This window comes from Lentzea sp. NPDC036955 (assembly GCF_055608005.1).
This window is the reverse complement of the sequence record NZ_JBVJRC010000002.1, coordinates 18551-40071: the sequence shown is the minus strand read 5'-3', so window position 1 is coordinate 40071 and position 21521 is coordinate 18551. Positions and strand designations below refer to the sequence as shown.

The 21521-nt window shown below is 71.4% G+C and carries 25 protein-coding genes; 10 read left to right on the top strand and 15 right to left on the bottom strand.

Going from position 1 to position 21521, the window contains the following annotated elements; translation table 11 throughout:
* Positions 1–37 precede the first annotated feature (37 nt).
* The gene (locus tag ACZ7CF_RS05320) at positions 38–484 is read left to right on the top strand and encodes a hypothetical protein (RefSeq protein ID WP_470368917.1); all 447 of its coding nucleotides are present in this window, start codon (positions 38–40) and stop codon (positions 482–484) included.
* Between the two features lie 57 nt (positions 485–541).
* Here the strand turns inward: ACZ7CF_RS05320 and ACZ7CF_RS05315 are convergent, their stop codons facing one another.
* The 9 genes from ACZ7CF_RS05315 to ACZ7CF_RS05275 all read right to left on the bottom strand — a co-directional run bounded on the left by ACZ7CF_RS05315 (position 542) and on the right by ACZ7CF_RS05275 (position 6433).
* Positions 542–994 (bottom strand): DUF4396 domain-containing protein, encoded by a 453-nt coding sequence (locus ACZ7CF_RS05315; protein WP_458432750.1) that lies wholly within the window; start codon positions 992–994, stop codon positions 542–544.
* Between the two features lie 210 nt (positions 995–1204).
* Complete coding sequence (locus tag ACZ7CF_RS05310) at positions 1205–2200, bottom strand: YdcF family protein (protein ID WP_360384683.1); 996 nt, start codon at positions 2198–2200, stop codon at positions 1205–1207.
* 22 nt (positions 2201–2222) lie between these two features.
* Positions 2223–2423, bottom strand: coding sequence for a hypothetical protein (locus tag ACZ7CF_RS05305; protein WP_360384685.1), 201 nt, complete (start codon positions 2421–2423; stop codon positions 2223–2225).
* Between the two features lie 32 nt (positions 2424–2455).
* Positions 2456–2608 carry a hypothetical protein gene (locus tag ACZ7CF_RS05300; RefSeq protein WP_360384687.1) on the bottom strand — a complete coding sequence of 51 codons (153 nt, stop codon included), beginning with the start codon at positions 2606–2608 and terminating at the stop codon, positions 2456–2458.
* Positions 2609–2648: 40 nt separating this feature from the next.
* Positions 2649–3380: an aminoglycoside phosphotransferase family protein gene (locus ACZ7CF_RS05295; RefSeq protein WP_360384689.1), complete on the bottom strand. Its 732-nt coding sequence runs from the start codon at positions 3378–3380 to the stop codon at positions 2649–2651.
* A 46-nt stretch (positions 3381–3426) separates the two neighbouring features.
* A complete protein-coding gene (locus ACZ7CF_RS05290) occupies positions 3427–3873 on the bottom strand; it encodes a YflT domain-containing protein (protein ID WP_360384691.1) in 447 nt (148 codons plus the stop codon).
* 37 nt (positions 3874–3910) lie between these two features.
* Complete coding sequence (locus ACZ7CF_RS05285; RefSeq protein ID WP_458432754.1) at positions 3911–4342, bottom strand: DUF2243 domain-containing protein; 432 nt, start codon at positions 4340–4342, stop codon at positions 3911–3913.
* Positions 4342–5556, bottom strand: a complete 1215-nt coding sequence (locus ACZ7CF_RS05280; RefSeq protein WP_458432755.1) for an Nramp family divalent metal transporter — start codon at positions 5554–5556, stop codon at positions 4342–4344. The genes ACZ7CF_RS05285 and ACZ7CF_RS05280 overlap by 1 nt, the downstream gene beginning before the upstream one ends.
* Positions 5557–5569: 13 nt before the next feature.
* Positions 5570–6433: a manganese catalase gene (locus ACZ7CF_RS05275; RefSeq protein WP_458432756.1), complete on the bottom strand. Its 864-nt coding sequence runs from the start codon at positions 6431–6433 to the stop codon at positions 5570–5572.
* Between the two features lie 200 nt (positions 6434–6633).
* Between ACZ7CF_RS05275 and ACZ7CF_RS05270 the strand changes: the two genes are divergently transcribed.
* From ACZ7CF_RS05270 to ACZ7CF_RS05260, 3 genes are all read left to right on the top strand, one after another.
* Entirely contained in the window at positions 6634–7314 is a 681-nt protein-coding gene (locus ACZ7CF_RS05270; RefSeq protein ID WP_458432757.1) for an AfsR/SARP family transcriptional regulator, read from the top strand.
* 36 nt (positions 7315–7350) lie between these two features.
* Positions 7351–8796 carry an aminotransferase class I/II-fold pyridoxal phosphate-dependent enzyme gene (locus ACZ7CF_RS05265; protein ID WP_470368916.1) on the top strand — a complete coding sequence of 482 codons (1446 nt, stop codon included), beginning with the start codon at positions 7351–7353 and terminating at the stop codon, positions 8794–8796.
* A gap of 375 nt (positions 8797–9171) precedes the next feature.
* Positions 9172–11724: an NPCBM/NEW2 domain-containing protein gene (locus ACZ7CF_RS05260; protein ID WP_470368915.1), complete on the top strand. Its 2553-nt coding sequence runs from the start codon at positions 9172–9174 to the stop codon at positions 11722–11724.
* A gap of 23 nt (positions 11725–11747) precedes the next feature.
* Here the strand turns inward: ACZ7CF_RS05260 and ACZ7CF_RS05255 are convergent, their stop codons facing one another.
* The 6 genes from ACZ7CF_RS05255 to ACZ7CF_RS05230 form a co-directional block, all read right to left on the bottom strand.
* Positions 11748–11936: a DUF3072 domain-containing protein gene (locus ACZ7CF_RS05255; RefSeq protein ID WP_470368914.1), complete on the bottom strand. Its 189-nt coding sequence runs from the start codon at positions 11934–11936 to the stop codon at positions 11748–11750.
* A 53-nt stretch (positions 11937–11989) separates the two neighbouring features.
* Entirely contained in the window at positions 11990–12283 is a 294-nt protein-coding gene (locus tag ACZ7CF_RS05250; RefSeq protein ID WP_360384699.1) for a hypothetical protein, read from the bottom strand.
* Positions 12284–12679: 396 nt separating this feature from the next.
* Positions 12680–12883, bottom strand: a complete 204-nt coding sequence (locus tag ACZ7CF_RS05245) for a hypothetical protein (RefSeq protein ID WP_458432760.1) — start codon at positions 12881–12883, stop codon at positions 12680–12682.
* 13 nt (positions 12884–12896) lie between these two features.
* The gene (locus tag ACZ7CF_RS05240) at positions 12897–13073 is read right to left on the bottom strand and encodes a hypothetical protein (RefSeq protein WP_470368913.1); all 177 of its coding nucleotides are present in this window, start codon (positions 13071–13073) and stop codon (positions 12897–12899) included.
* A gap of 207 nt (positions 13074–13280) precedes the next feature.
* The gene (locus tag ACZ7CF_RS05235) at positions 13281–14345 is read right to left on the bottom strand and encodes a CU044_5270 family protein (RefSeq protein WP_470368912.1); all 1065 of its coding nucleotides are present in this window, start codon (positions 14343–14345) and stop codon (positions 13281–13283) included.
* Positions 14338–14925: an RNA polymerase sigma factor gene (locus ACZ7CF_RS05230; protein ID WP_360384705.1), complete on the bottom strand. Its 588-nt coding sequence runs from the start codon at positions 14923–14925 to the stop codon at positions 14338–14340. Before ACZ7CF_RS05230 ends, ACZ7CF_RS05235 begins: the two co-directional genes overlap by 8 nt.
* Before the next feature lie 174 nt (positions 14926–15099).
* Between ACZ7CF_RS05230 and ACZ7CF_RS05225 the strand changes: the two genes are divergently transcribed.
* From ACZ7CF_RS05225 to ACZ7CF_RS05200, 6 genes are read left to right on the top strand one after another with little or no spacing between them, the layout of a single operon-like run.
* A complete protein-coding gene (locus ACZ7CF_RS05225; RefSeq protein WP_360384707.1) occupies positions 15100–16104 on the top strand; it encodes a LacI family DNA-binding transcriptional regulator in 1005 nt (334 codons plus the stop codon).
* A gap of 10 nt (positions 16105–16114) precedes the next feature.
* Positions 16115–17713, top strand: a complete 1599-nt coding sequence (locus tag ACZ7CF_RS05220; RefSeq protein WP_470368911.1) for an FAD-dependent oxidoreductase — start codon at positions 16115–16117, stop codon at positions 17711–17713.
* Between the two features lie 15 nt (positions 17714–17728).
* Positions 17729–18922, top strand: coding sequence for an ABC transporter substrate-binding protein (locus ACZ7CF_RS05215; protein WP_470368910.1), 1194 nt, complete (start codon positions 17729–17731; stop codon positions 18920–18922).
* Positions 18919–19806: a carbohydrate ABC transporter permease gene (locus ACZ7CF_RS05210; protein ID WP_458432762.1), complete on the top strand. Its 888-nt coding sequence runs from the start codon at positions 18919–18921 to the stop codon at positions 19804–19806. The genes ACZ7CF_RS05215 and ACZ7CF_RS05210 overlap by 4 nt, the downstream gene beginning before the upstream one ends.
* A complete protein-coding gene (locus ACZ7CF_RS05205) occupies positions 19796–20614 on the top strand; it encodes a carbohydrate ABC transporter permease (RefSeq protein ID WP_360384715.1) in 819 nt (272 codons plus the stop codon). Before ACZ7CF_RS05210 ends, ACZ7CF_RS05205 begins: the two co-directional genes overlap by 11 nt.
* Positions 20611–21495, top strand: coding sequence for an alpha/beta hydrolase (locus ACZ7CF_RS05200; protein WP_470368909.1), 885 nt, complete (start codon positions 20611–20613; stop codon positions 21493–21495). The genes ACZ7CF_RS05205 and ACZ7CF_RS05200 overlap by 4 nt, the downstream gene beginning before the upstream one ends.
* Positions 21496–21521 lie beyond the last annotated feature (26 nt).

Genomic DNA, 21521 nt, shown 5'->3' with positions numbered 1-21521 from the left:
CAAGAGGTGTCAGCGGTATCGGTTCAGCATCTCCACCATGACTGCAAACGATTTCGACTTCCTCCACGGGCGCTGGCGGGTCGCCAACCGCAAGATCGCCGACATCGCCGGGCGCGGCACCGAGTGGGTCGAGTTCGGCGCGCGGGCCGACGTGCGGCCGGTGCTGGGCGGCGCGGCGAACGTCGACACCTTCGACGCCGGCGACTGGGAGGGCATGACCCTGCGGCAGTACGACCCGGCCGCCGGCCTCTGGCGCATCTGGTGGGCCTCGACCCGCGCGCCGGGCCAGTTGGACCCGCCGCTGGAGGGCCGGTTCACCGACGGGCACGGCGTGTTCCTCGGCGAGGACGTCGTCGGCGGGCACGCGGTGGCGGTGCGGTTCGACTGGACGGCGGGCCCGGCACCGGTGTGGCGGCAGTCGTTCTCCTACGACGGCGGCGACACCTGGCAGGGGAACTGGGTCATGCGCTTCGAACCGGCCTGACCGGCGAGGAGCGCGGGACGCCGGGGCGGGTACCCGGCGTCCCGCGCCCCACCCGGCTCAGTGGTGGTGCCGGTGCACGACCGCGTGCCCCTTGCCGCGCGCGATCATCCACCGGTTCACCGGCACCGTCACCGCGAACGCGACCGCCAGCGAGAACACCAGCGCCGCCCAGAACACCCAGTCCGCCAGTCCCGCGTCCATCGCACCCGGCACCAGCAGCATCACCGCGTTGTCGACGACCTCCATCACGGCGATCGACACGGTGTCGGCGGCCAGCGCGACGCCCACGGCCGCCTTGAGGGCGAGGCCGGAGCGCAGGACCGGGCGGATGGTGAGCGAGTAGCCGAACAGGAACGCCAGCGCCACGGCCAGCACGACGGTGGCCAGGTTGCCCCAGCCCAGCGCGGTACCGATGACCATGCCGAGCACCTCGCCGATCGCACAGCCGGTGAGGCAGTGCAGCGTCGCCGAGACCGCCTGGCGGGTCAGGCTCACGGGTGCGTGGTCCATCTCGTCCTCCTCCGTCAGCGCTGAACGGTACCCCTAGGGGGTATGGGTATCAAGGCAGCGGACGGGTACGGTGGCTCACACGACGAGGCGCCTCCTCACGGCTCTCTGCGTGCTCGGGAACTGCCGAGTCCCGTCCACACGGCACCGTCCACAAGGCGCGGAGAACCCAGCCGCGAACAACGCCGCGGACGTCACGTTCGCCGGCTCGCGCTAGCCGATCTGGGTCAGCGCCAGCCCGCCCGCCATCAGCACCGTGCACGCCAGCGCGTGCACGCCCGGGTTCTGCGCCAGCAGCGCCACGAACTCGCGGATGAACGCGCTCGGCACGAAGTACCACGCCGTCGGCGCGCCGATCACCTGCATCCGCAGCCCGTGCGAGCGGGACAGCACGGCGGTGCGGAACACGTGGTAGTTGTTCGTCACCGCCACGACCGACCCGGTGAGCCCGCGTTCGACGAGCAGTTCCTTGCTGTAGCGCAGGTTCTCGTCGGTCGTGCCGGCCTGGTCCTCCAGCACGACGTCGTCCTCCGGCACCTCGCGCTCCAGCAGGTACCGCTTCATGGCGAGCGCCTCGGACACGTCCTCGTCAGGACCCCTGCCGCCGGTCACGACGATCACCGGCGTGCGTCCGGCTGAGCGTTCCCGCAGGTAGAGGCGCAGGGCGCGGTTGAGCCGGCTCGCGAGCAGCGGGGGCACCTGGGAACCGACCAGCCCGGCGCCGAGCACGACGATGCCGTCGAACCCGCTGCGCCGGCCGGTGCGGCCGTAGATCACCGAGTACAGCAGCAGGCTCACGAACAGGAACGCGATGTAGGCGGAGACGAGGAACAACCCGATCGCGCTGCCGCGGACCCAGTCGTTGGGCTGGGTGATGCCCCAGAAGAAGTAGGCCATCTCGCCGAGCAGCGCGAGACCGGCGAGGAACGACAGGAGGTTGCCCAGCGACCGGCCCTCGCGGCGGATCATCACCAGGCCGTTGGCCAGCAACGCGAGCGGCAGCAGCAACAGCCCGAACACCGCCAGCGCGAACGCGAGCAGCAGCGGCAGGCTCACCGCCGGGTTGTCCCGCCCCGCTTCGGCGAGCAGCAGCAGGAACAGCACCAGCGTGATGCCGAGCCAGATGGCGTTGCTCAGCCTGCGCCGGTCACGGACCACTCCGACGAGGAAGAACAAGGCGGGGATTACGACGAGCAGACCTACCAGCACCGGCCAAGGGTAGTACCCGTGATCACGCGCCGCTCTCGGGCAGGGGCCTCTCGGCGCCCTCGGCCTCCTCGGGAGCGGGCTGCGGCTTGGGGCGGGGCCTCAGCTGGACGACTCCGGTGGTGAGGTCGAGGGGACCGGTCTCCTCGAAGTCCTCACCGGTACCGGAGTCGCCTGCTTCGCTGCGGAGCTTGCGTCCGGGGAACAACTCACCCAACTGACCCATGCCCCGACCATACCGCTCGGACCGACGGCGGGTCAGAAGACGGCGATGAGCAGGATGATGAACAGGACCACGACGGCGATCGGCAACCACGCGTTGAGCGGGCGCCTGCGGTAGTGGCTGCGGACCGTGGTGGAGCGGAACCAGCTGTACGGCGTGCGACGTCGGTGCCGCTGAACCCAAGGCATTTTTCCTCCCAGCGTTTCGTTGCACCGGGAATACCCAAAGTCAGAACCAGCTACTCCGGTTCTTGATGCCTTCCAGGCCGCTGGCGGCCATCGCCGGGTCGCCGTTGTCGTTGCCGAAGAGCACCTCGTACCACGGCCCGATCCGGTGCCACAGCAGCGAACGCTCCCTCAGCTCCGGCGTGACGCCGTAGGTCGCCGCCAGCGCGCCGGCGAACTCCGGCGGCGTCGAGTGCAGCGCCCACGCCAGGTCGATCGCCGGGTCGCCGACGTGCACGTCACCGAAGTCGATCACGCCGGTCAGCACGCCGTCGCGGCCCAGCACGTGCTCGGGGCCGAGATCGCCGTGCACCAGCACGTCCGCCGGTGCGGCCGCGACCGCGTCGAGCAGGTCGGCCTGGTCGGGCACGAGCGGCAGCACCTCCGCGCGGAACCGGTCGAGCGGCACCGGCGGTGTCCCCACGCCGCGCGCGACCGCCCCGGCCACCGGGACCGCGTGCAACGCCAGCAGGAACTCCCCCAGCTGTTCGCCCTGCACCGCGTTCAGCGTCGCGAGCTCAGCACCGGGCACGAGCTCGTGCCGCACCACGAACGGGTCCACCGAGACCAGCTCCGGCACCGGGACGGGCAGCGGCAGCAACGGCGCGAGCCACGGCATCACGACCGTCTCGCGCCGCAGCACCGCCTCGATCGCGGGGCGCTGCGGCCGCCGTTCCACCCAGCGCCCGTCGACGAGCGTCGCCGTGCTGTCCCAACCCTGTCCCAAGAACGTCACGGCGCCAGTGTGGCAAGCAGGTCCCGTGCGCCGGAACCGAATTTCGTCAGAGCACGTACTTGCCCGCCCGGCTCGCGTGCTCGCCGTCGACCAGCACGTCGTAGCGCTTCGCCTCCAGGGTCATGACGCTGGAGAAGTCGCGCTTGCCGCGGGTGGTCCAGTGCGCGGCGAACCCGAACACGGCTCCCCAGAAGGCACCGATCACCAGGCTGAGCACCAGCATCCACACCCAGGCCACACCGGAGGTGAACAGCCCGAACAGCAACCCGATGAGCACGCCGAACCAGGCGCCGCCGGCCGCACCGGAGACCGCGGCCTTCGCGCGCGTCATCCGGCCGGTCACCTGCTCGACCGTGCGCACACCGTCGCCGATGATCCGCACGTGCTCGACCGGGAACCCGTCGTCGGACATCCGGTCCACCAGCCGCTGGGCCTCCGCGTAGTCGGAGAAGCTCGCGAGCAGGCTCGACCGCGCCGCCGGCTGAGCAGGCACAGGCACGGGGGTGGTCGCCGGTTCCGTCGTTCCAGCCTCAGGAGTCACGGTCTACGACTAACCGGTCCGGGCGCCGCGCAAACACCAGGCCCAGCGCCAGCAGCGCCGCTCCGGAGGCGAGGAACGCCAGGTCGTAGGCGAGCTGGTCGGGGCCGGGCCGGACGTGGTGGATGCCCAGCACCTGGTGGTCGACCACGCCCTCGACCAGGTTGAACACGCCCCAGCCGACCAGGACGCCGCCGAGCAGCACCCGGTCCGGCAGCGGTGCGCGCCGGTTGAGCAGCGCGGTGCCGACGAGCACGAGGACGAGGCAGAGCAGGTGGAACAGCCCGTCGCCGACCATCATCAGCCGCATGTCCTCCTCGGGGTACCAGCCGGACAGCACGTGGTGCCAGCCCAGCAGCTGGTGGATCACGATGCCGTCGAGGAAACCGCCGATCCCGAGCCCCAGCACGATCGCCGCGAGCATCAGCCCACCACCGTCCGGACGAGCAGGAACAGGTTCAACGCCGAGATGACGCCGGCGGCCGCACCGCCGGCCACCGTGACGCGGCGCCGGTTCGCGGCCGCGCCCATGACGTCCTTGCGCCGGGCGAGCAGCACCATCGGCACCAGCGCGAACGGGATGCCGAACGACAGCACGACCTGGCTCAGCACCAGCGCCCTGGTCGGGTCGACGCCCAGCGCGAGCACGACCAGGGCGGGCGCCATGGTCACCGCCCGGCGCAGCCACAGCGGCATCCGCCTGCGCAGAAACCCCTCCATCACGACCTGGCCGGAGTAGGTGCCCACGCTGGACGCCGCGAGACCGGAGGCCAGCAGCGCGAGGGCGAACGCCAGTGCCGCGCCGGGGCCGAGCAACTGCCCGAGCCCGGAGTGCATGTCCTCCAGCGACTCCCGCGGCGCACCGGCCTGGTGGAACGCCCCGGCCGCCACGACGAGCATGCTGACGTTGACCACGCCGGCGACGCTGAGCGCGACGACGATGTCGGTGCGGCTGGCCCTGAGCACCCCGCGGACGTCACCGGTGCCGTGGTGCCGCTGGGTGAGCGCCGAGTGCAGGTAGATGACGTGCGGCATGACGGTCGCGCCGAGCATGCCGGTCGCGAGCAGCACGCTGTCGACCCCGGCGAAGCCCGGCACCAGACCGGCCGCCGCGCCGGTCAGGGGCCCGAGCTGCAGGGTCTGGTAGAGGAACCCGCCGAGGACGACGGCGAGCAGGCCGATGATCACCGACTCGAACCGCCTTCGGCGCAGCGGTGCCAGTGCGAGGATGCCGAACGACACCACCGCGGTGATCAGGGCGGCCGGTAGCAGCGGTACGCCGAACAGCAGGTTCAGCGCCACCGCCGCGCCGACGAACTCCGCCAGCTCGGTGGCCATGGCCACCAGCTCCGCCTGCACCCACAGCAGCCGGGTCACCGGCCGCGGGTAGTGCTCCCGGCAGAGCTCCGGCAGGTTGCGGCCGGTCACGATGCCCAGCTTCGCGGACTGGTACTGGATGAACATCGCGAGCAGGCTCGCGGACACGATCACCCACAACAACAGGAACCCGTGAGTCGCGCCGCCCGCCATGTTCGTCGCGAAGTTGCCGGGGTCGACGTAGGCGACCGCGACGACGAACGCGGGTCCCATGACGACGGCGGCGGTGCGGACGCGAGCTGGCACCGTGATGCCGACCATCGGTGGAGCCTCCTCACGTGAGCTTGCGGATGGCCTTCTCGATCAGCCCGAGGTTCGCGGGGCTGGTGGCGTAGAGCAGCGGGTCGGGCATCGGCGCGGACGCCTTGCCACCCAGCGGTTCGGGGTTCATGACGTAGGAGAACTCGTGCTGGCCGTCCGGTGCGGTGCCCGAGGCCCAGCCGCCCTCGGCGCCCGCGGGGCCGTCGGAGTTGTGCCAGATCGTGCCCGCGTGCTCGGCGTGCTCCTCGTCGAACAGGGTGCTCGGCGAGATCGGGCCTTCGAGGCCGTCCTCCTGCAGCTCCTCGATGGCGGCGAGCCACATGTTCTGGTGGGCGGTGTCGCGCGCGAGGTTGAACTTGAGCATGTCGCGCACGCCGGCGTCGTCGGTCATGTTGTAGAGCCGCGCGGTCTGCAGCCGGCCCTGCGCCTCGGCGGCGACGTTGGCGCGGAAGTCGGCCATGAGGTTGCCGCTCGCGACGATGTAGCGGCCGTTCCACGGCACGCCGTTCGAATCGGACAGCGTGGGCCCGCCGCCGCTCACGATGGCCTGCTGCGGGTCCATGCCGCCGATCACCGCGGCGACCACCGGGTCGTCGGCCACGGCCTTCGCCGTCACCTCGGACGGTGCGCCTTCGAGCAGCCGCGCGACCATCGTCGCGAGCATCTCGACGTGACCGATCTCCTCGGTGGCCACGTCCATGATCAGGTCCTTGTACTTGCCCTCCATCCGGCAGTTCCACCCCTGGAAGAGGTACTGCATCGTGACGGTCATCTCGCCGAACGCGCCGCCGATGAGCTCCTGGAGCTTGCGGGCGTAGTGCGCGTCCGGCCGGTCCGGCTTGGCCTCGAACTGCAACCTGCTGGTGTGCAGGAACATGTCGCCTCCCGTGTGCTTGAGAACTGCACGACGAAGCTAGGAAGCGCATGTGACCCGCACGGTGCGAAGACACCACCCGTACGACACGGCCGCGTCACCGCGGCTGGTCAGGACGGAGCAATTTCTCCGGTGGACGTGTGAGGCGGCAACCACCGGGCACTCGGCGACTCCTGATGTCGGTGGTATGGCGGGTGACTCACATGGCGCAGTTGCACCTCCAACTGCTGGGTGGATTCCGGTTGGACTGCGATCACACGCCGATCCACGTGGTGCCCGCCGCCCGCAGACTGCTCGCGCTGCTGGCGCTGCGGGACACCCCGGTGCCCCGTCCGGTGGCCGCCGCCCTGCTGTGGCCCGCCGCGACCGAACGACGCGCCGGCGCCTGCCTGCGCTCGTCGCTGTGGCGGCTGGTCAAACCGACGACGCCGCTGGTCGTGGTCGCCGAGGACGCACTGGAGCTGAGCCCCGCGGTCTCGGTCGACTTCCGCCAGGCCAGCGCGTACGCCGCGGTCCCCGGAACGCACCCGGAGGTGCTGACGCAGCTCACCGCCGACCTGCTGCCGGGCTGGTGGCAGCCGTGGGTGCAGACCGAGCGGGACTGGTGGCGGCAGGCCCGGCTGCGGGCGCTGGAGGCGTTGAGCGACCGGTTCCGCGTGTCCGGCGACCACCACCACGCCCACCAGGCGGCACTCGCGGCGGTGCAGGCCGACCCGTTGCGGGAAAGCGCTCACCGCACGCTGGTCGAGCTGCACCTGGCCGACGGCAACCCGGCGCAGGCCGTGCGGCAGTACGAGAGCTACCGCCGCCGGCTGCGCACCGAGCTCGGCCTCGAACCGTCGGACCACATCCGGGCCCTCGTCCGCCCGCTCCTGCGCGCCTGAGGTTCGAGCCTCGGCCGGACGGGCTACTCCCCGTCCATGGACCACAGCAAGGCACCGGTGCTCGAAGCGCTGCAGGACTTCCGCTCACGCGGCTTCGTGCCGTTCACCCCGCCCGGCCACCGCCAGGGCCGCGGCGTCGACCCGCGCGTGCTCGACGTGCTCGGCGAACAGGTGTTCACCGCCGACGTGGTCGCGCTGAACGGCCTGGACGACCGGCTGATGAGCGGCGGGGTGATCGAGGAGGCCCAGCAGCTCATGGCCGACGCCGTGCACGCCGACCACGCGTTCTTCTCCACGTGCGGCAGCTCGTTGTCGGTCAAGAGCGCGATGCTCTCGGTGGCCGGCCCGCACGAGAAGCTCATCGTCCCCCGGCACGCGCACAAGTCGGTGGTGTCCGGCCTCGTGCTGAGCGGCGTCAGGCCGGTGTGGTTGAGCCCGCGCTGGGACGCCGACCTGCACCTGTCGCACCCGCCGGGCCCCGACGAGGTGCGTGCCCTGCTGGAGGCGGAGCCCGACGCCAAGGGCGTGCTGCTGGTGACCCCCACCGACTACGGCACCTGCGGTGACATCAAGGCCATCGCCGACGTGTGCCACTCGTTCGGCAAACCGCTGATCGTCGACGAGGCCTGGGGCGCGCACCTGCCGTTCCACGCCGACCTGCCGCCGTGGGGCATGGACGCCGGCGCGGACGTGGTGGTGACGAGCGTCCACAAGTCCGGCGCCGCCGTGGAGCAGAGCTCGGTGTTCCACCTCCAGGGCGACCTCGTTGACCCCGCGGTGCTGAAGTCCCGCGAGGACCTGCTCGGCACGACCAGCCCGACCTCCCTGGTCTACGCCACCCTCGACGGCTGGCGCCGGCACATGGTCGAGCAGGGCGAGTACCTGCTGACGGCCGCACTGGCACTGGCCGGCGCGACCCGTTCCGCGATCTCCGCACTCCCCGGTCTCCAGGTCGTGGACTTCACCGGCCTCACCCACTCCACCGACCCGCTCAAGATGGTCATCGACGTGTCCGGCCTCCACATCAGCGGCTACCAGGCCGCGGACTGGCTGCGCGCCGAACAGCGCGTCACGGTCGGCCTGTCCGACCACCGCCGCATCGTCGCCCAGTTCACCCACGCCGACGACCAGCGCACCGCCGACATCCTCGTCGAGTCGCTGCAGGCGCTGACACGGGCCGACCTGCCCACGCCGAAGCCGGTCGACCTCCCCTCCCCCGACGACCTGCAGCTGGAGACGGCGATGCTGCCGCGCGACGCGTTCTTCGCCGAGGTGGAACAGGTGCCGGTCGAGAAGGCCGCCGGCCGGGTGGCCGCCGAGATGATCACGCCGTACCCGCCGGGGGCGCCCGCGGTGCTGCCGGGTGAGGTGATCAGCGAGGAGGTGCTGGCCTACCTGCGGAGCGGGCTGGCGGCGGGGATGGAGCTGCCGGACCCGGCCGACTCGGAGCTGGAGACCGTGCGGGTGGTGGCACGGGGCTGACGCCGGGGGAAGTGGGCGGCTCGCGCTGAGGGCGACCGCGCCGGTAGCGGCTCGCGGTGGCGGCGACGACCTGCGTGGAAGACGCGGCTTGCGGTAGCTGGGACGGCTCGCGGCGGCTGGCGTGGCTCGGGTTCGCGGCGCCACCGCGTTCGCGACGCGGCTCGTTCGCGGCACGGCGCGGCTCGTTCGCGGCACGGCGCGGCTCGTTCGCGGCACGGCGCGGCTCGTTCGCGGCACGGCTCGCTCGCGGCGCGAGCCGCCCCTCCACCGGACAATTCCTGTCCTGCCCGACACCGCCGCCGGCGTTGACCGCTCCTCCTACCCCACGCCAAGGTGAGAACGTTCTCACCGCCGGACTCCCGGGAGCTGACAACGATGTCAAGGCTGCTGGCCGCCCTCACGACCGCCCTCCTGCTCGCTCCGACCCCCGCCACCGCCGCACCCTCGTCCAGATGGCAGGTCCACGGCCCCTCCGCGCTCACCGCCACGGTCGAACTCACCAACGGCTCGCCGACGCTGGGCGTCACCCGCGACGGCGTCCCCGTCCTCGCCCCCGCTCCGATCGGTCTCCGGACCACGACCGCCGACCTCACCACCGGCCTGCGCCTGACCGCCAGGAAGGACCGGACGGTCACCGAGCGCTACTCGATGACGACCGGCAAGGAGCGGCAGCGGTCCACGACCATGACCGAGACGACGCTGACGTTCGAGGGCGCGGGCCGGTTCGACCTGGTCGTGCGGGTGGCCCCGGACGGCGTGGCCTACCGGTACGTGCTCCCGGCCGCCCACACCGTCACCGGCGAGGCGTCCGCGTTCCGGCTGCCCGCGGACGCGCCGGCCTGGCTGCTCCCCTACAACGCGTGGTACGAGCAGAACAGGGTGCGCACGACGGCGGGCGCGGCCACCGGTGAGTTCGGCTACCCGTCGCTGTTCCGGGCGGACGGCGCGTACGTGCTGCTCACCGAGTCCGATGTGGATGGACGGCACTCGGGCAGCCGGTTGCGGCGCACCACCGGCGACTACGAGGTCGTGCTCGCCGACGCGCAGGTGACGCTGACCAGGACGCCGTGGCGCACGGCGGTCATCGGTGACCTCGCGACCGTCTCGACGTCCACGCTCGTCGACGACCTCGCCTCACCGTCCGAGCTCGCCGACACGTCGTGGGTGAAACCCGGCAAGGTCGCGTGGTCGTGGCTGAGCGAGCACGACAGCCCGCGGTCGTTCGAGCGGCAGCAGCGGTACGTGGACTTCGCCGCCCGGTCCGGCTGGCCGTACGCGCTGGTCGACGAGGGGTGGAGCGCGCAGTGGGTGCCGGAGCTGGTCCGGTACGCCCGCGCCAAGGGGGTCGAGGTCCTGCTGTGGCTGCACTGGACCGACCTCGACACCGCCGAGGAGCGCGACACCCTGCTCCCCCGCTTCAGGCAGTGGGGCGTGAAGGGCGTGAAGCTCGACTTCATGGAGTCCGACTCGCAGGCGCGGTACCAGTGGTACGACGCGGTGCTCGCCAAGACCGCGGAGCTGCGGTTGATGGTGAACTTCCACGGCTCGACGATCCCGCACGGGCTCGCGCGGACATGGCCGCACATCATGACCATGGAGGGTGTGCGAGGAGCGGAGAACTCGCCGCCCGCGGGCAACAACCCCGTGCAGTTCTTCACCCGCAACGTCGTCGGCTCGATGGACTACACGCCGGTGTCGCTGGAGGTCGGCACGCGGGAGGCGTCGGTCGCGCACGAGGTGGCGTTGCCGGTGGTCTACGAGTCGGGCTGGACGCACTTCGCCGACAAGCCCGAAGCCTACGAACGGCACCCGCAGGCGTTGCGGTTCCTCAACCAGGTGCCGACCACGTGGGACGAGACGCGGCTCATCAGCGGTGACCCCGACACGCACGCGGTTGTCGCACGGCGCAACGGCGCGCGTTGGTTCATCGGTGCGATCTCGGCCGACGCGCGCACGCTCGACGTGCCGCTGTCGTTCCTCGGTGGCGGGCAGTGGCTGGTCGAGACGGTCCGGGACCCGGCTGTCCGCGGTGACGTCACGCGTGACCGGCAGGTGGTGTCGTCGGCTCAGACGCTGTCGCAGGTGGTGCAGCGCAACGGCGGGTTCGCGGCGGTCGCGTGTCGTTACCGGCCCGGTCTGCAAACCTGTGACCAGGTGATTCCGCAGGTGCCGGTGACGTCGTTGACGATCACGCCGACCGACGTGGACGTCGCGCGGGGTGCGTCGTTCGAGGTGTCCGGGACGTTCACGAGCACCGCGGACGTGTCCGACGTGGTGCTGACGGCGGCCCCTCCCGCGGGCTGGATGGTCACCGGTGCGCCGGTGACCAGGACGAAGCTGCGGGCGGGCGAGACGGTGACCGGCACCTGGACGGTGCGGGCGGGTGGCCCGGTGGGGTTCACGGACGTGCCGGTGTTCGCGGAGTTCCGCGCGCATCAGACCGTGCACGTGGAACGGGCGGTGCGTGCGTTCGTGCCGCCGCCGGTGCCGAGCGGGACGCCGTTCGCGAGCGACCTGCCGTTCGTCAGCGAGTCGAACGGCTGGGGTCCGGTGGAGCGGGACCGGTCCAACGGTGAGACCGGCGCCGGTGACGGGCGGCCGTTGCAGATCGCGGGCGTCACCTACGCCAAGGGCCTCGGCACGCACGCCCCGGCTGAGGTCTCCCTCTACCTGGGTCGCGGGTGCCGGACGTTCGACGCGCTGGCCGGCCTCGACGACGAGACCACGTCGCCCGGTTCGGTGAGCTTCCAGGTGTTCGGCGACGGGCGGTTGCTGCACGACAGCGGTGTCGTGCGCGGCGGCGACCCGGCCCGGCCGGTCTCGGTGGACACGACCGGGGTCCGGATGCTGGGCCTGCGGGTCACCGACGGTGGCGACGGCCGCGACTTCGACCACGCCGACTGGGCGGACGCCCGCCTGTCCTGCTGACGCACGGCAACGGCCGGGGCAGGTCAGGTGCCCCGGCCGGTCTTCTCCTGCAACCGGTCGATGAGCTGCGACGCCTCGACCTTCGTGAGCTCGCCCGGCACCTCCTCGCCCGCCTCCTGCGCGAGGGTGTACAGGTACGACTCCTGCGGCCCGGTCATCGGCTCGTCACCGGTCGTCCAGTCCTGCGGGTCCTTCTCCGGCGTGCGGTTCACGATCGTCCCCTTTCACTCGAACGCCCGTTCGAGATACCCGAGGGGACGCCGGTTCACACCCGGATCGGGGTGGTGGGCGGCACGGCCTGGCTCGGCAGCACCACCGCGGGCTGCCCGGTGCCGGACTGCGCCAGCAGCCGGTGGGCCACCGTCAGCAGCGTCCGCGCTTCCATCAGCTCGCCGTGCGCGAGGTGGTCGTCGGCTGCCCTCACACAGGCCAACGCCTGCGGCGGCACCGCTCCTGCCAGGGACAACGCCTCCCGCAGGTCCTGGACGGCCGGTCCGGGTGCCCCGGTGCGGAGGTGGGTGAGTGCCGAGGTAACGGCATCGTCGAGATGCACGGTCATCGCCGCCTTTGAACAGCCGAAGGTACCGCGCCGACTGCTTGACGCGCCGGACGCGAATACCCGGTCCGATCCACCTCAAACCACGACTTCACCCGTTCCGGTCACGGTGACGGGTTGCGGTGGTGGCGAACCGGCGTGAGCACAGCACGCCATGGCGCGGTGAGCCCATCTCCTGGCCCGACATGCGACTGATGGCCGTCTGCCAGCTTGCCCACACCCATGGCACTCGTCCCACCCGCCACCCCTCCCTCCCCAACCCCGCTTGACCGCACGCGGGGCCCTTTCGTGCGCTCCTGTCGCACGCGGGGACCTTTCGTGCGATGCCCGCGCGCGAGGGCTACCTGCGTGCGCAACGAAAGGGCGCCCTCCGAGGAGGGCGCCCTTGGGGAGCGAGGGTCAGAGCTCGTCGAGCGGGCGGCGGGTCACCGGCGGTGTGACGTCGCCGAGAACCGGGGAGGCGGGACCGGTCGCGGGCACCTGCTGCTCGGCCACGACCCCGGTCGAGGTCTCGGCCGGCACGTGGCCGCGCGCCGTGTCCCCGCGACCGCGCCGGTACGCCTGCGGGAGCACGGCCTCGGCGCGACGAGCCAGCCCTCCCACCGCCACTCAACGCTCACGAAGCCGGCCGCAGGTCCCGATCACTCGCCACCAGGTCGCTCCACGTGCGGCCGCGCTGGCTCGGCGGGGCGGACCCGTCCGCCGCGCAGATCGGGTACACCAGACCGAAAGGAACCGGCTGATCGAACTCGTCACCCGTGTGGACGTCTACCAGCCGACGCACGTGTGCCATCACAACCACTCCTCACGACCGAACAGGGCCGCACGCATCCGGGCAATCGCCGGGGCGGGGGGACCGGGGTTTGGAATCACTGATTACCCCGCGAGCTGCGCGAACATGCGCGCAAACGTTGCTGCATAAGAGTGAAACAAGTGTCCTAAGTGGACAAAATCACGGCGGGGACACCTCTGTGCCGCACAAGATCACCGCTCGACGCGATCACTTCGGCGCATTCCCCGCGCGGTCGACCACGGCGAAGTCCACCGCGGAGGAGGAGACCTCGGTGCCCGGCTCCAGGCCCTCCCACGCGCCGGTGCCGGGGCGGAGCAACACCCACCGCGTGCCGATGTACCGGCCGGTCGCCGGGTCGATGATGATGTCCTCGCGGGCGTCCGCTCGCGCCAGGCCGAGGGCGGTGCCGGTCTTGCCGTCCAGGTTCGCCGTCTCCTCGGTGACCCGCAGGTCCGGCAGGTGCTGCAGCGCCTGGTAGAGCGCGGACCTCAGCTCCGGCGACGCGTCGGGTGCCGCCAGAACCGTTGCGGCGTGGGACAACGCGTTCGCGGCGTCGTTGCGCGCATCGGCCCACAGTCGGTCGTACAGCGCCTGCGGAGCGGTCGGCAGCGAGGTGAGGAACCGGGGGTTGGGCTGGTACCAGCTGCCCGCGCGCTCGGTGCACGGCTTGCCCCAGTCCGGATCTCCGCCGAGCTCCTCGTTCACGTCGGGGTAGTCGCCGCACGGTCCGCGGCGCTCTTGCACCGGCGGGTTGCCCGCGAACAGCCCTCCGTCGCCCTCGGCCTCGACGAGGTCGTCACTGCCGACCAGCCACCGGCTGCCCAGCGTGGAGCGGCGTTCCAGCCACTCGCCGGTGCGGTCGGCCGGGACCCAGACCTCGACGAGGGTGTGGATCAGTGCCGAGAGGGGCTTGCCCGTTCTGGTCGTCGCACTGCCCACGTCCCAGGAATGCGTTGCCACGTAACGGTACTGGCCCTCCGACGGCGCGGTGTGCGCGGTCGTGGCCGCGGCGGCGCGGCGCAACGTCTCCGCGGCGCTCGCGGCGGGACCCGAGTCGTCCGACCACAGCGGGGGGACGGCGACGAGGGCGCCGACGACGAGCGCGACCGCCGCCGCGGCGACCAGCCAGCGCTTCCTGCCGGGCCGCGGCGCCTCCGCCGCCAGCATGCGGGCGAGCGCCCGTTCCCGCGCCGCCGCGCTGAACGCCGGACCGGCCGGCTGGTCGGCGATCGCCTGGTCGAGCTCGTCGTCGGTCCACATCTTCTCAGTCATCGTTGTTCTCCAGGACGATGTCGGGACACGCGGTGCGCAGCTGCCGCCGCACGCGGTGGAGCCGGGACCGCACGGTGCCGACGGGGATGTCGAGCGCCTGTGCGACCTCGGCGGAGTCCAGCCCCGCCCAGCCGGTGAGCAGCAGCACGTCGCGGTCACGCGGTTCGAGCCGCTGCACCGCCACGGCGAACTGGCGTGCCCGGACCTCGGCGTCCACGGTGTCCACGACGCGGCTCTCGTGGCTGTCGCTCTCCCGCCCGTGCACGAGGCGCGCGTAGGCCTCGCGTTCCCGCCGGCGCCCGCGCAGGTGGGTGTGCAGCAGGTTGGTCGCGATGCCGAAGAGCCACGCTCGCGCCGATCCGCGCGAGGGGTCGAAGCGGGCACGGCTGCGGATCGCCGAGACGAACACGTCCCCGACGAGGTCGTCGGCCGCCATCGGCACCCAGCGGGCCAGGTAGCGGTGCAACTCGTCGGCGTGGCGGGTGAACAGAGCTGTGAAGTCCTCCCCGTCCGAGTGCTCCGCCGAGCGCTCGTCGTCTGGGGGGACTCCGTCCCGCGAACTGCGGTTGATCACGGTCATCACACAGGTACTTAGCCGCAGCCCGCTTCCACGTTCACCGGAGTGGCCCCAGCGTACCGGCAAGCTGGGCCACCCACCGCACCCGTCAGCGTGCTAATTCGAATTATTACAAGGGGTTGACGACACCTGGGCCGCCGCAGCACAATCCGTGCCAATTCGAATTGGCAGGTGGTCATGGCCAAGCGGCTCACCCAGCAGGACATCGCCAGGATGGCAGGCGTCAGCCAGGCCACGGTGTCGCTGGTGCTCAACAACCGCCAGGACGGCGGCGTCCGGATCGCGCCGGAGACCCGCGCACGGGTGCTGGAGGTGATCCGCAGGACCGGCTACGTCGCGAACCCGATCGCGCGCAGGCTGCACGACCGGCGCAACCAGATCCTCGGCGTGTTCACCTACGAGGCGGTCTTCCCGAGCACGCGCGCCGACTTCTACCAGCCGTTCCTGGAGGGCATCGAGGAGCAGGCCGAGGCGGTCGGCTGCGACCTGCTGCTGTTCACCGGCGCCAAGGCCGTCGGCGGGCAGCGGCGGATCTTCAGCGACGACAGCCGGGTGCGGCTGGCCGACGGGTGCCTGCTGATCGGCCGCACGGTCGACCGCGACGACCTGGCCCAGATGCTCGCCGAGGGCATCCCGTTCGTGTCGATCGGCCGCCGCGACGACGCCGGCGCGGCCGTGCCGTGCGTGGGTGCCGACTACCGGGCCGCCGTGCGCGACCTGGTCGACCGGGCCGTCGCCCACGGCCACCGCAGGATCGCCTACGTCGGACCGGGCACCGGTGCCGAGTCGTCCGCCGACCGGTTGCGCGGGTTCCGCGACGCCGTCGCGGCCCATGGGGTCGAGGGCACGCACCTGCCGGCCACCACGCTCGGCCACGTGCGCGGCGCGGGCGTCACGGCCGTGCTCGCCGAGGAGGTCTCCGACGGTGCCGCGCTCGTGCTCGCCGCCCGCGAGCACGGCCTGTCGGTGCCCGGCGACCTGTCCGTGCTCATGCTCGGCGCGGCCACCCGGCCCGCACCGGGCGACGTCGACCTGACCGGGTTCCGCATCCCCCGCCGCGAGATGGGGCGCAGGGCGGTGCAGGCGCTGACCGAGGTGCTCGAACACGGCACCACACCGCGGGAACTGCTGCCGTGCGCGTTCGTCGAGGGTTCGACGCTCGGCGCACCGGTGGACCACTGAGGAGGAAGCTTTGCCGCACCACACGGACGTCGTCGTCATCGGCGGCGGACTCGGCGGAGTCGCCGCGGCGCTCGCACTGCTGCGCGCCGGCCGCCGGGTCGTGCTCACCGAGGAGTTCGACTGGCTCGGCGGGCAGCTCACCAGCCAGGCCGTGCCACCGGACGAGCACAGCTGGGTCGAACGCTTCGGCGTCACGGCTTCGTACCGCGCCCTGCGCGAGGGCATCCGCGACCACTACCGCCGCAACTACCCGCTGACCCCGCGGGCACGGGCGTGGCGCGAGCTCAACCCCGGCGCGGGCAACGTCAGCCGGCTGTGCCACGAGCCGCGCGTCGCCGTGGCGGTGATCGACGAGATGCTCGCGCCCTACCGCGGCAGCGGCCGGCTCACGGTCCTGCAGCCGGCGCGGCCGGTCAGCGCCCGCACCGACGGCGACCGGGTCGTGTCCGTCACCGTGGAGCACCACGGCAGCGAGGTCGAGCTGTCCGCGCCGTACATCCTCGACGCCACCGAGACCGGCGAGCTGCTCCCGTTGACCGGCACCGAGTACGTGACCGGATTCGAGTCCACACTGGACACCGGTGAGCCGAGCGCACCGGAGGTGGCGCAGCCGGCGAACATGCAGGCGATGTCGGTGTGCTTCGCGATCGACCACGTCGACGGCGACCACACGATCGACAAGCCCGCGCGCTACGACTTCTGGCGCGAGTACCAGCCGGACTACTGGGGCGACCGGATGCTGTCGTTCCGCTCCCCCGACCCGCGCACGCTCACCACCGCCGAGCGCACGTTCACGCCGAACCCGGACGACGACCCGCTGTCCGTGCTGTCGGACCAGCGGCTCAGCGCGGGCGACAGCAACCTGTGGACGTTCCGCCGGATCGCCGCGCGGCGCAACTTCGTCGAGGGCGCCTACGACAGCGACATCTGCCTGGTGAACTGGCCGATGATCGACTACTTCGAGTCGCCGGTGATCGACGTGCCGGACGCCGACCGCCACATCGCGGCGGCACGGGAGCTGTCCAGGTCCGTCCTCTACTGGCTGCAGACCGAGGCACCGCGCCCGGACGGCGGCACCGGCTTCCCCGGCCTGCGGCTGCGCGGTGACGTCACCGGCGGCGGCGCCGACGGCCTCGCCCAGGCGCCCTACATCCGCGAGTCGCGCCGGATCAGGGCCGAGTACACGATCGTCGAGCAGGACCTGTCGCTGGCCGTGCGCGGCGACAAGGGCGCGGTCCAGCACCACGACGCCGTCGGGGTCGGCATGTACCGCATCGACCTGCACCCCTCGACCGGTGGCGACAACTACCTCGACGTCGCGAGCTGCCCGTTCGAGATCCCGCTCGGCGCGCTCATCCCGCAGCGGGTGGAGAACCTCCTGCCCGCGGGCAAGAACATCGGCACCACCCACATCACCAACGGTTCCCACCGGCTGCACCCGGTCGAGTGGAACGTCGGCGAGGTCGCGGGCGCGCTCGCGGACTTCTGCCTCGCGCACAACACCACCCCCCGTGCCGTGCGCAACACCCCCGGCCTGCTCGCGGACTTCCAGCACCGGCTGGACCGCGACGGCGTCGAGCTCCGCTGGCCGGACGTGTCCGGTTACTAGTCCAGGGAGACAACGATGTCCCGACTGCTCGCCCTCATCTGCACCGCACTGCTCGCCCTCACCGCCTGCGGCGGCTCCTCGGCCCAGTCCGGTCCGAAGACGCTGCGCATGACCGTGTGGACCGCCAACGAGGCACATCTCAAGCTGCTCACCGAGATCGCCACCGAGTACAAGGCCGCGCACCCGGACGTCACCGAGATCAAGTTCGACTCGGTGCCGGCCGACGGCTACACCACCACGCTCACCACCCAGATCGCCGGCGGCAACGCACCGGAACTGGCCTGGCTGCTGGAGGAGTCCGCGCCGGACTTCGTCTCCTCCGGCGCGCTCGCCCCGATCCGCGGCAAGGTGGAGAAGGCCGACGAGCTGGTGCCGTCCGCGACCAAGCTGTGGGAGAAGGACGGCGAGCTGTACGCCTACCCGTTCTCCACCTCGCCGTTCGGCCTGTTCGTCAACACCGACCTGGTGAAGGAGCTGCCCACGACCTGGGAGCAGGCCGTGGCGGCGTCGGCGGGCAAGAACCTCGTGCTGCCGGACTTCAAGTACCAGAACTGGGCCGTGCTGTCGACCATCTGGCGCGGCTGGGGCGCCAACGCCTGGAGCGAGGACGGCAAGCGCTGCGGGTTCGCCAGCCAGGAGATGAAGGATGCCATGGCGTTCGTGCACAAGGCGATCTTCACGGACAAGGCGATCCCCGGACCGGGCACGACCGTCGACTTCTTCGCGGGCAACGCGGCGATGGCCGTCAGCCAGATCTCGCGCGCCGGTGCGTTGAAGGACGCCAAGTTCGGCTGGACGCTGCTGCCGCTGCCCCAGGGCCCGAAGGGCGACTACGCGGTGATCGGCCAGGCCGGCGTCGGCGTGCTGAAGCGCTCGAAGAACGCCGATGCCGCCGCGGACTTCCTCGGGTTCCTCACCAACCCCACCAACTCCGCGAAGCTCGCCCAGTTCTTCCCGCCGGCCAGGCAGTCGCTGCTCAACGCCGACACGCTGGCCAAGTCCAACCCGCTGCTCAAGCCCGAACAGCTGCAGTCGGTCGTCATCGACGGCATCAACAAGGGTGTCGTCAAGCCCAGCCACCAGGGCCAGGAGGAGCTGAACCAGACGATCCGCGCGGCGCTCGACCCGCTGTGGAAGCCCGACGCGAACGTCGGCCAGGTGCTCGACGGGGTGTGCGCGAAGATCAAGCCGCTGCTGGAGCGCCCGTGACGTTCTGGACCTACCGCAGGCGCGACAACCTGGTCGGCTACCTGTTCGTCGCGCCCGCACTCCTCGGCAGCATTGCGTTCGTGCTGGTCCCGCTGGCCCTGGTCGGCTGGTACAGCCTGAACGAGTGGAACGTGCTCGGCGGCACCTTCGAGTTCATCGGCGCGGAGAACTACGAACGCCTCCTCGCCGACGAGAAGCTGCGCGACTCGCTGGTGGCCACGGCGTGGTTCGCCGGCGGGCTGGTGGTGCTGAACCTGTCGCTCGCGCTGCTGCTCGCGGTGCTGCTGAACCAGAAGCTGCGCGGCACCACGTTGTTCCGCACGCTGTTCTTCTCACCGGTGCTGGTGTCGCTGGTGGCGTGGACGCTGGTGTGGCAGCTGATGCTGCAACCGGAGGGCAGCGTGAACGGCCTGCTCGGGTTCTTCGGGGTGGACGGGCCGAACTGGCTGCGCGGCGAGTCCACGGCGATGGTGTCGGTCATCGTCGTGCAGGTCGTCAAGAACGTCGGCCTGAACATGGTGCTGTTCCTGGCGGCGCTGCAAGGTGTCCCGGCGCCGCTGTACGAGGCCGCGAAGCTCGACGGCGCCGGGGCGTGGACGCGGTTCCTGCGGATCACGATCCCGTTGATCAGCCCGACCATCCTGCTCACCTCGATCATCACGATCGTCGGCTCGTTGCAGGTGTTCGCGCAGATCGCCGTGCTCACCCAGGGCGGGCCCGGCACCTCGACCACCGTGCTGATCTACTACCTGTACCAGCAGGCGTTCCAGTTCCACCACTTCGGCTACGGCGCGACGATCTCGGTGCTGCTGTTCGCCATCGTCGCCGCGCTGACGCTGGTGCAGTGGCGGATGCGCCGGAAGTGGGTGCTCCATGAGTCGTAAGGTCTGGCTGTACGGGTTGCTGTGCCTGCTGTGCGTGCCGTTCGTGTTCCCGACGTGGTGGATGGTCACCTCGTCGATGAAGCCGATCGGCGAGATCTTCTCCGTGTCGCTGCTGCCGTCCGACTGGACGTTCTCGACGTACTCGCAGGTCTTCGAGCTGCAACCGTTCGGGCAGCAGTACTGGAACAGCCTCTACATCGCGGTGGTCGTCACGATCGGCACGATGGTGGTGGCGGCGATGGCCGGGTACGCGTTCGCCCGCATCCGCTTCCCCGGCCAGAACGCGCTGTTCGTGGTGGTGCTCGTCGGCCTGCTCATCCCGAGCGAGGTCACCATCGTGCCGCTGTTCCAGCTCTTCCAGCAGCTCGGCCTCACCAACACGCACTGGCCGCTGATCATCGTGCCGATCTTCGGGGCGCCGTGCGTGCTGGCGATCTTCATCATGCGCCAGTTCTTCATCGCCCTGCCCGCCGAGCTGGAGGAGGCCGCCCGCATGGACGGCCTGGGCAGGGCCGGCATCTTCTACCGGGTCGCGCTGCCGCTGTCGCGGCCGGCGCTGGGCGCGGTCGCGATCTTCACGTTCCTGCACTCGTGGAACCTCTACCTGGAACCGATCGTGTACCTGTCCACACCGGACATGTTCACGCTGCCGCAGGCGCTGACCCAGTTCGTCGACATCTACGGCGGTCCGATGTGGAACGTGCAGCTGGCCGCCGCGACGATGACCGCCGTGCCGATCCTCATCGTGTTCGTGCTGGCACAACGGCAGTTCATCGAGGGCCTCGCGCACACGGGCGTGAAGGGGTGATCGACCGGGAGATCGCGGCCGCCGCCGACCTGTCCCGGCCGCCGCTGACGCCCGGCGGCATCCCGGAGCGGCGCCGCACCGGCCGGGTGGTGACCGACGCGGAGCTCACGCGGGGCGGTGCGGTGACGTTCTCGGAGGAGGACGCGGACGGGGTGCCCGTGCTCGTGCTGCGGCCCACCGGCGGTGACGGGCCGCCCGTGCTGCACCTGCACGGCGGCGGGATGGTCGCGGGCACCCGCCGCTCCGACCTGCACGTGCTGGCCGAGTGGGTGGAGGAGCTGGGCGTCACGCTGGTCTCCCCCGAGTACCGGCTGGCGCCCGAGCACCCGCACCCGGCACCTGTGCGGGACTGCTACTGGGCGCTGACCTGGATGGACCGCGCGGGTTTCGCCCCACCGGTGGTCGCCGGAACGTCGGCGGGCGGCGGTCTCGCGGCGGCGGTGACGCTCATTGCCCGCGACCGCGGCGGTCCGGCCGTCCGCGGTCAGCTGCTGATGTGCCCGATGCTCGACGACCGGTGCGAGACCCCGTCCAGCCACCAGTTCCTCTCCGGGACGACGTGGGTCCGCGCGTCGAACCTGACCGGCTGGACGGCGTTGCTCGGCGCGGCCCGCGGCGGCCCGGACGTGTCGCCGTACGCCGCACCGGCCCGTGCCACCGACCTCTCCGGCCTGCCGCCGACGTACGTGGACGTCGGCTCGGTGGACGTCTTCCGCGACGAGGCGGTCGACTACGCGGCCCGGATCTGGCGCGCGGGCGGTGACGCCGAGCTGCACGTGTGGCCCGGCGGCTGCCACGGCTTCGACCAGCTGGTGCCGGACGCCGTGCTGTCCCGCCGGGCCCGCGCGGCCAGGATCGAGTGGCTGCGCCGCGTGCTGTAGCCGCGGCTTCGGGCAGCGGGGCACGA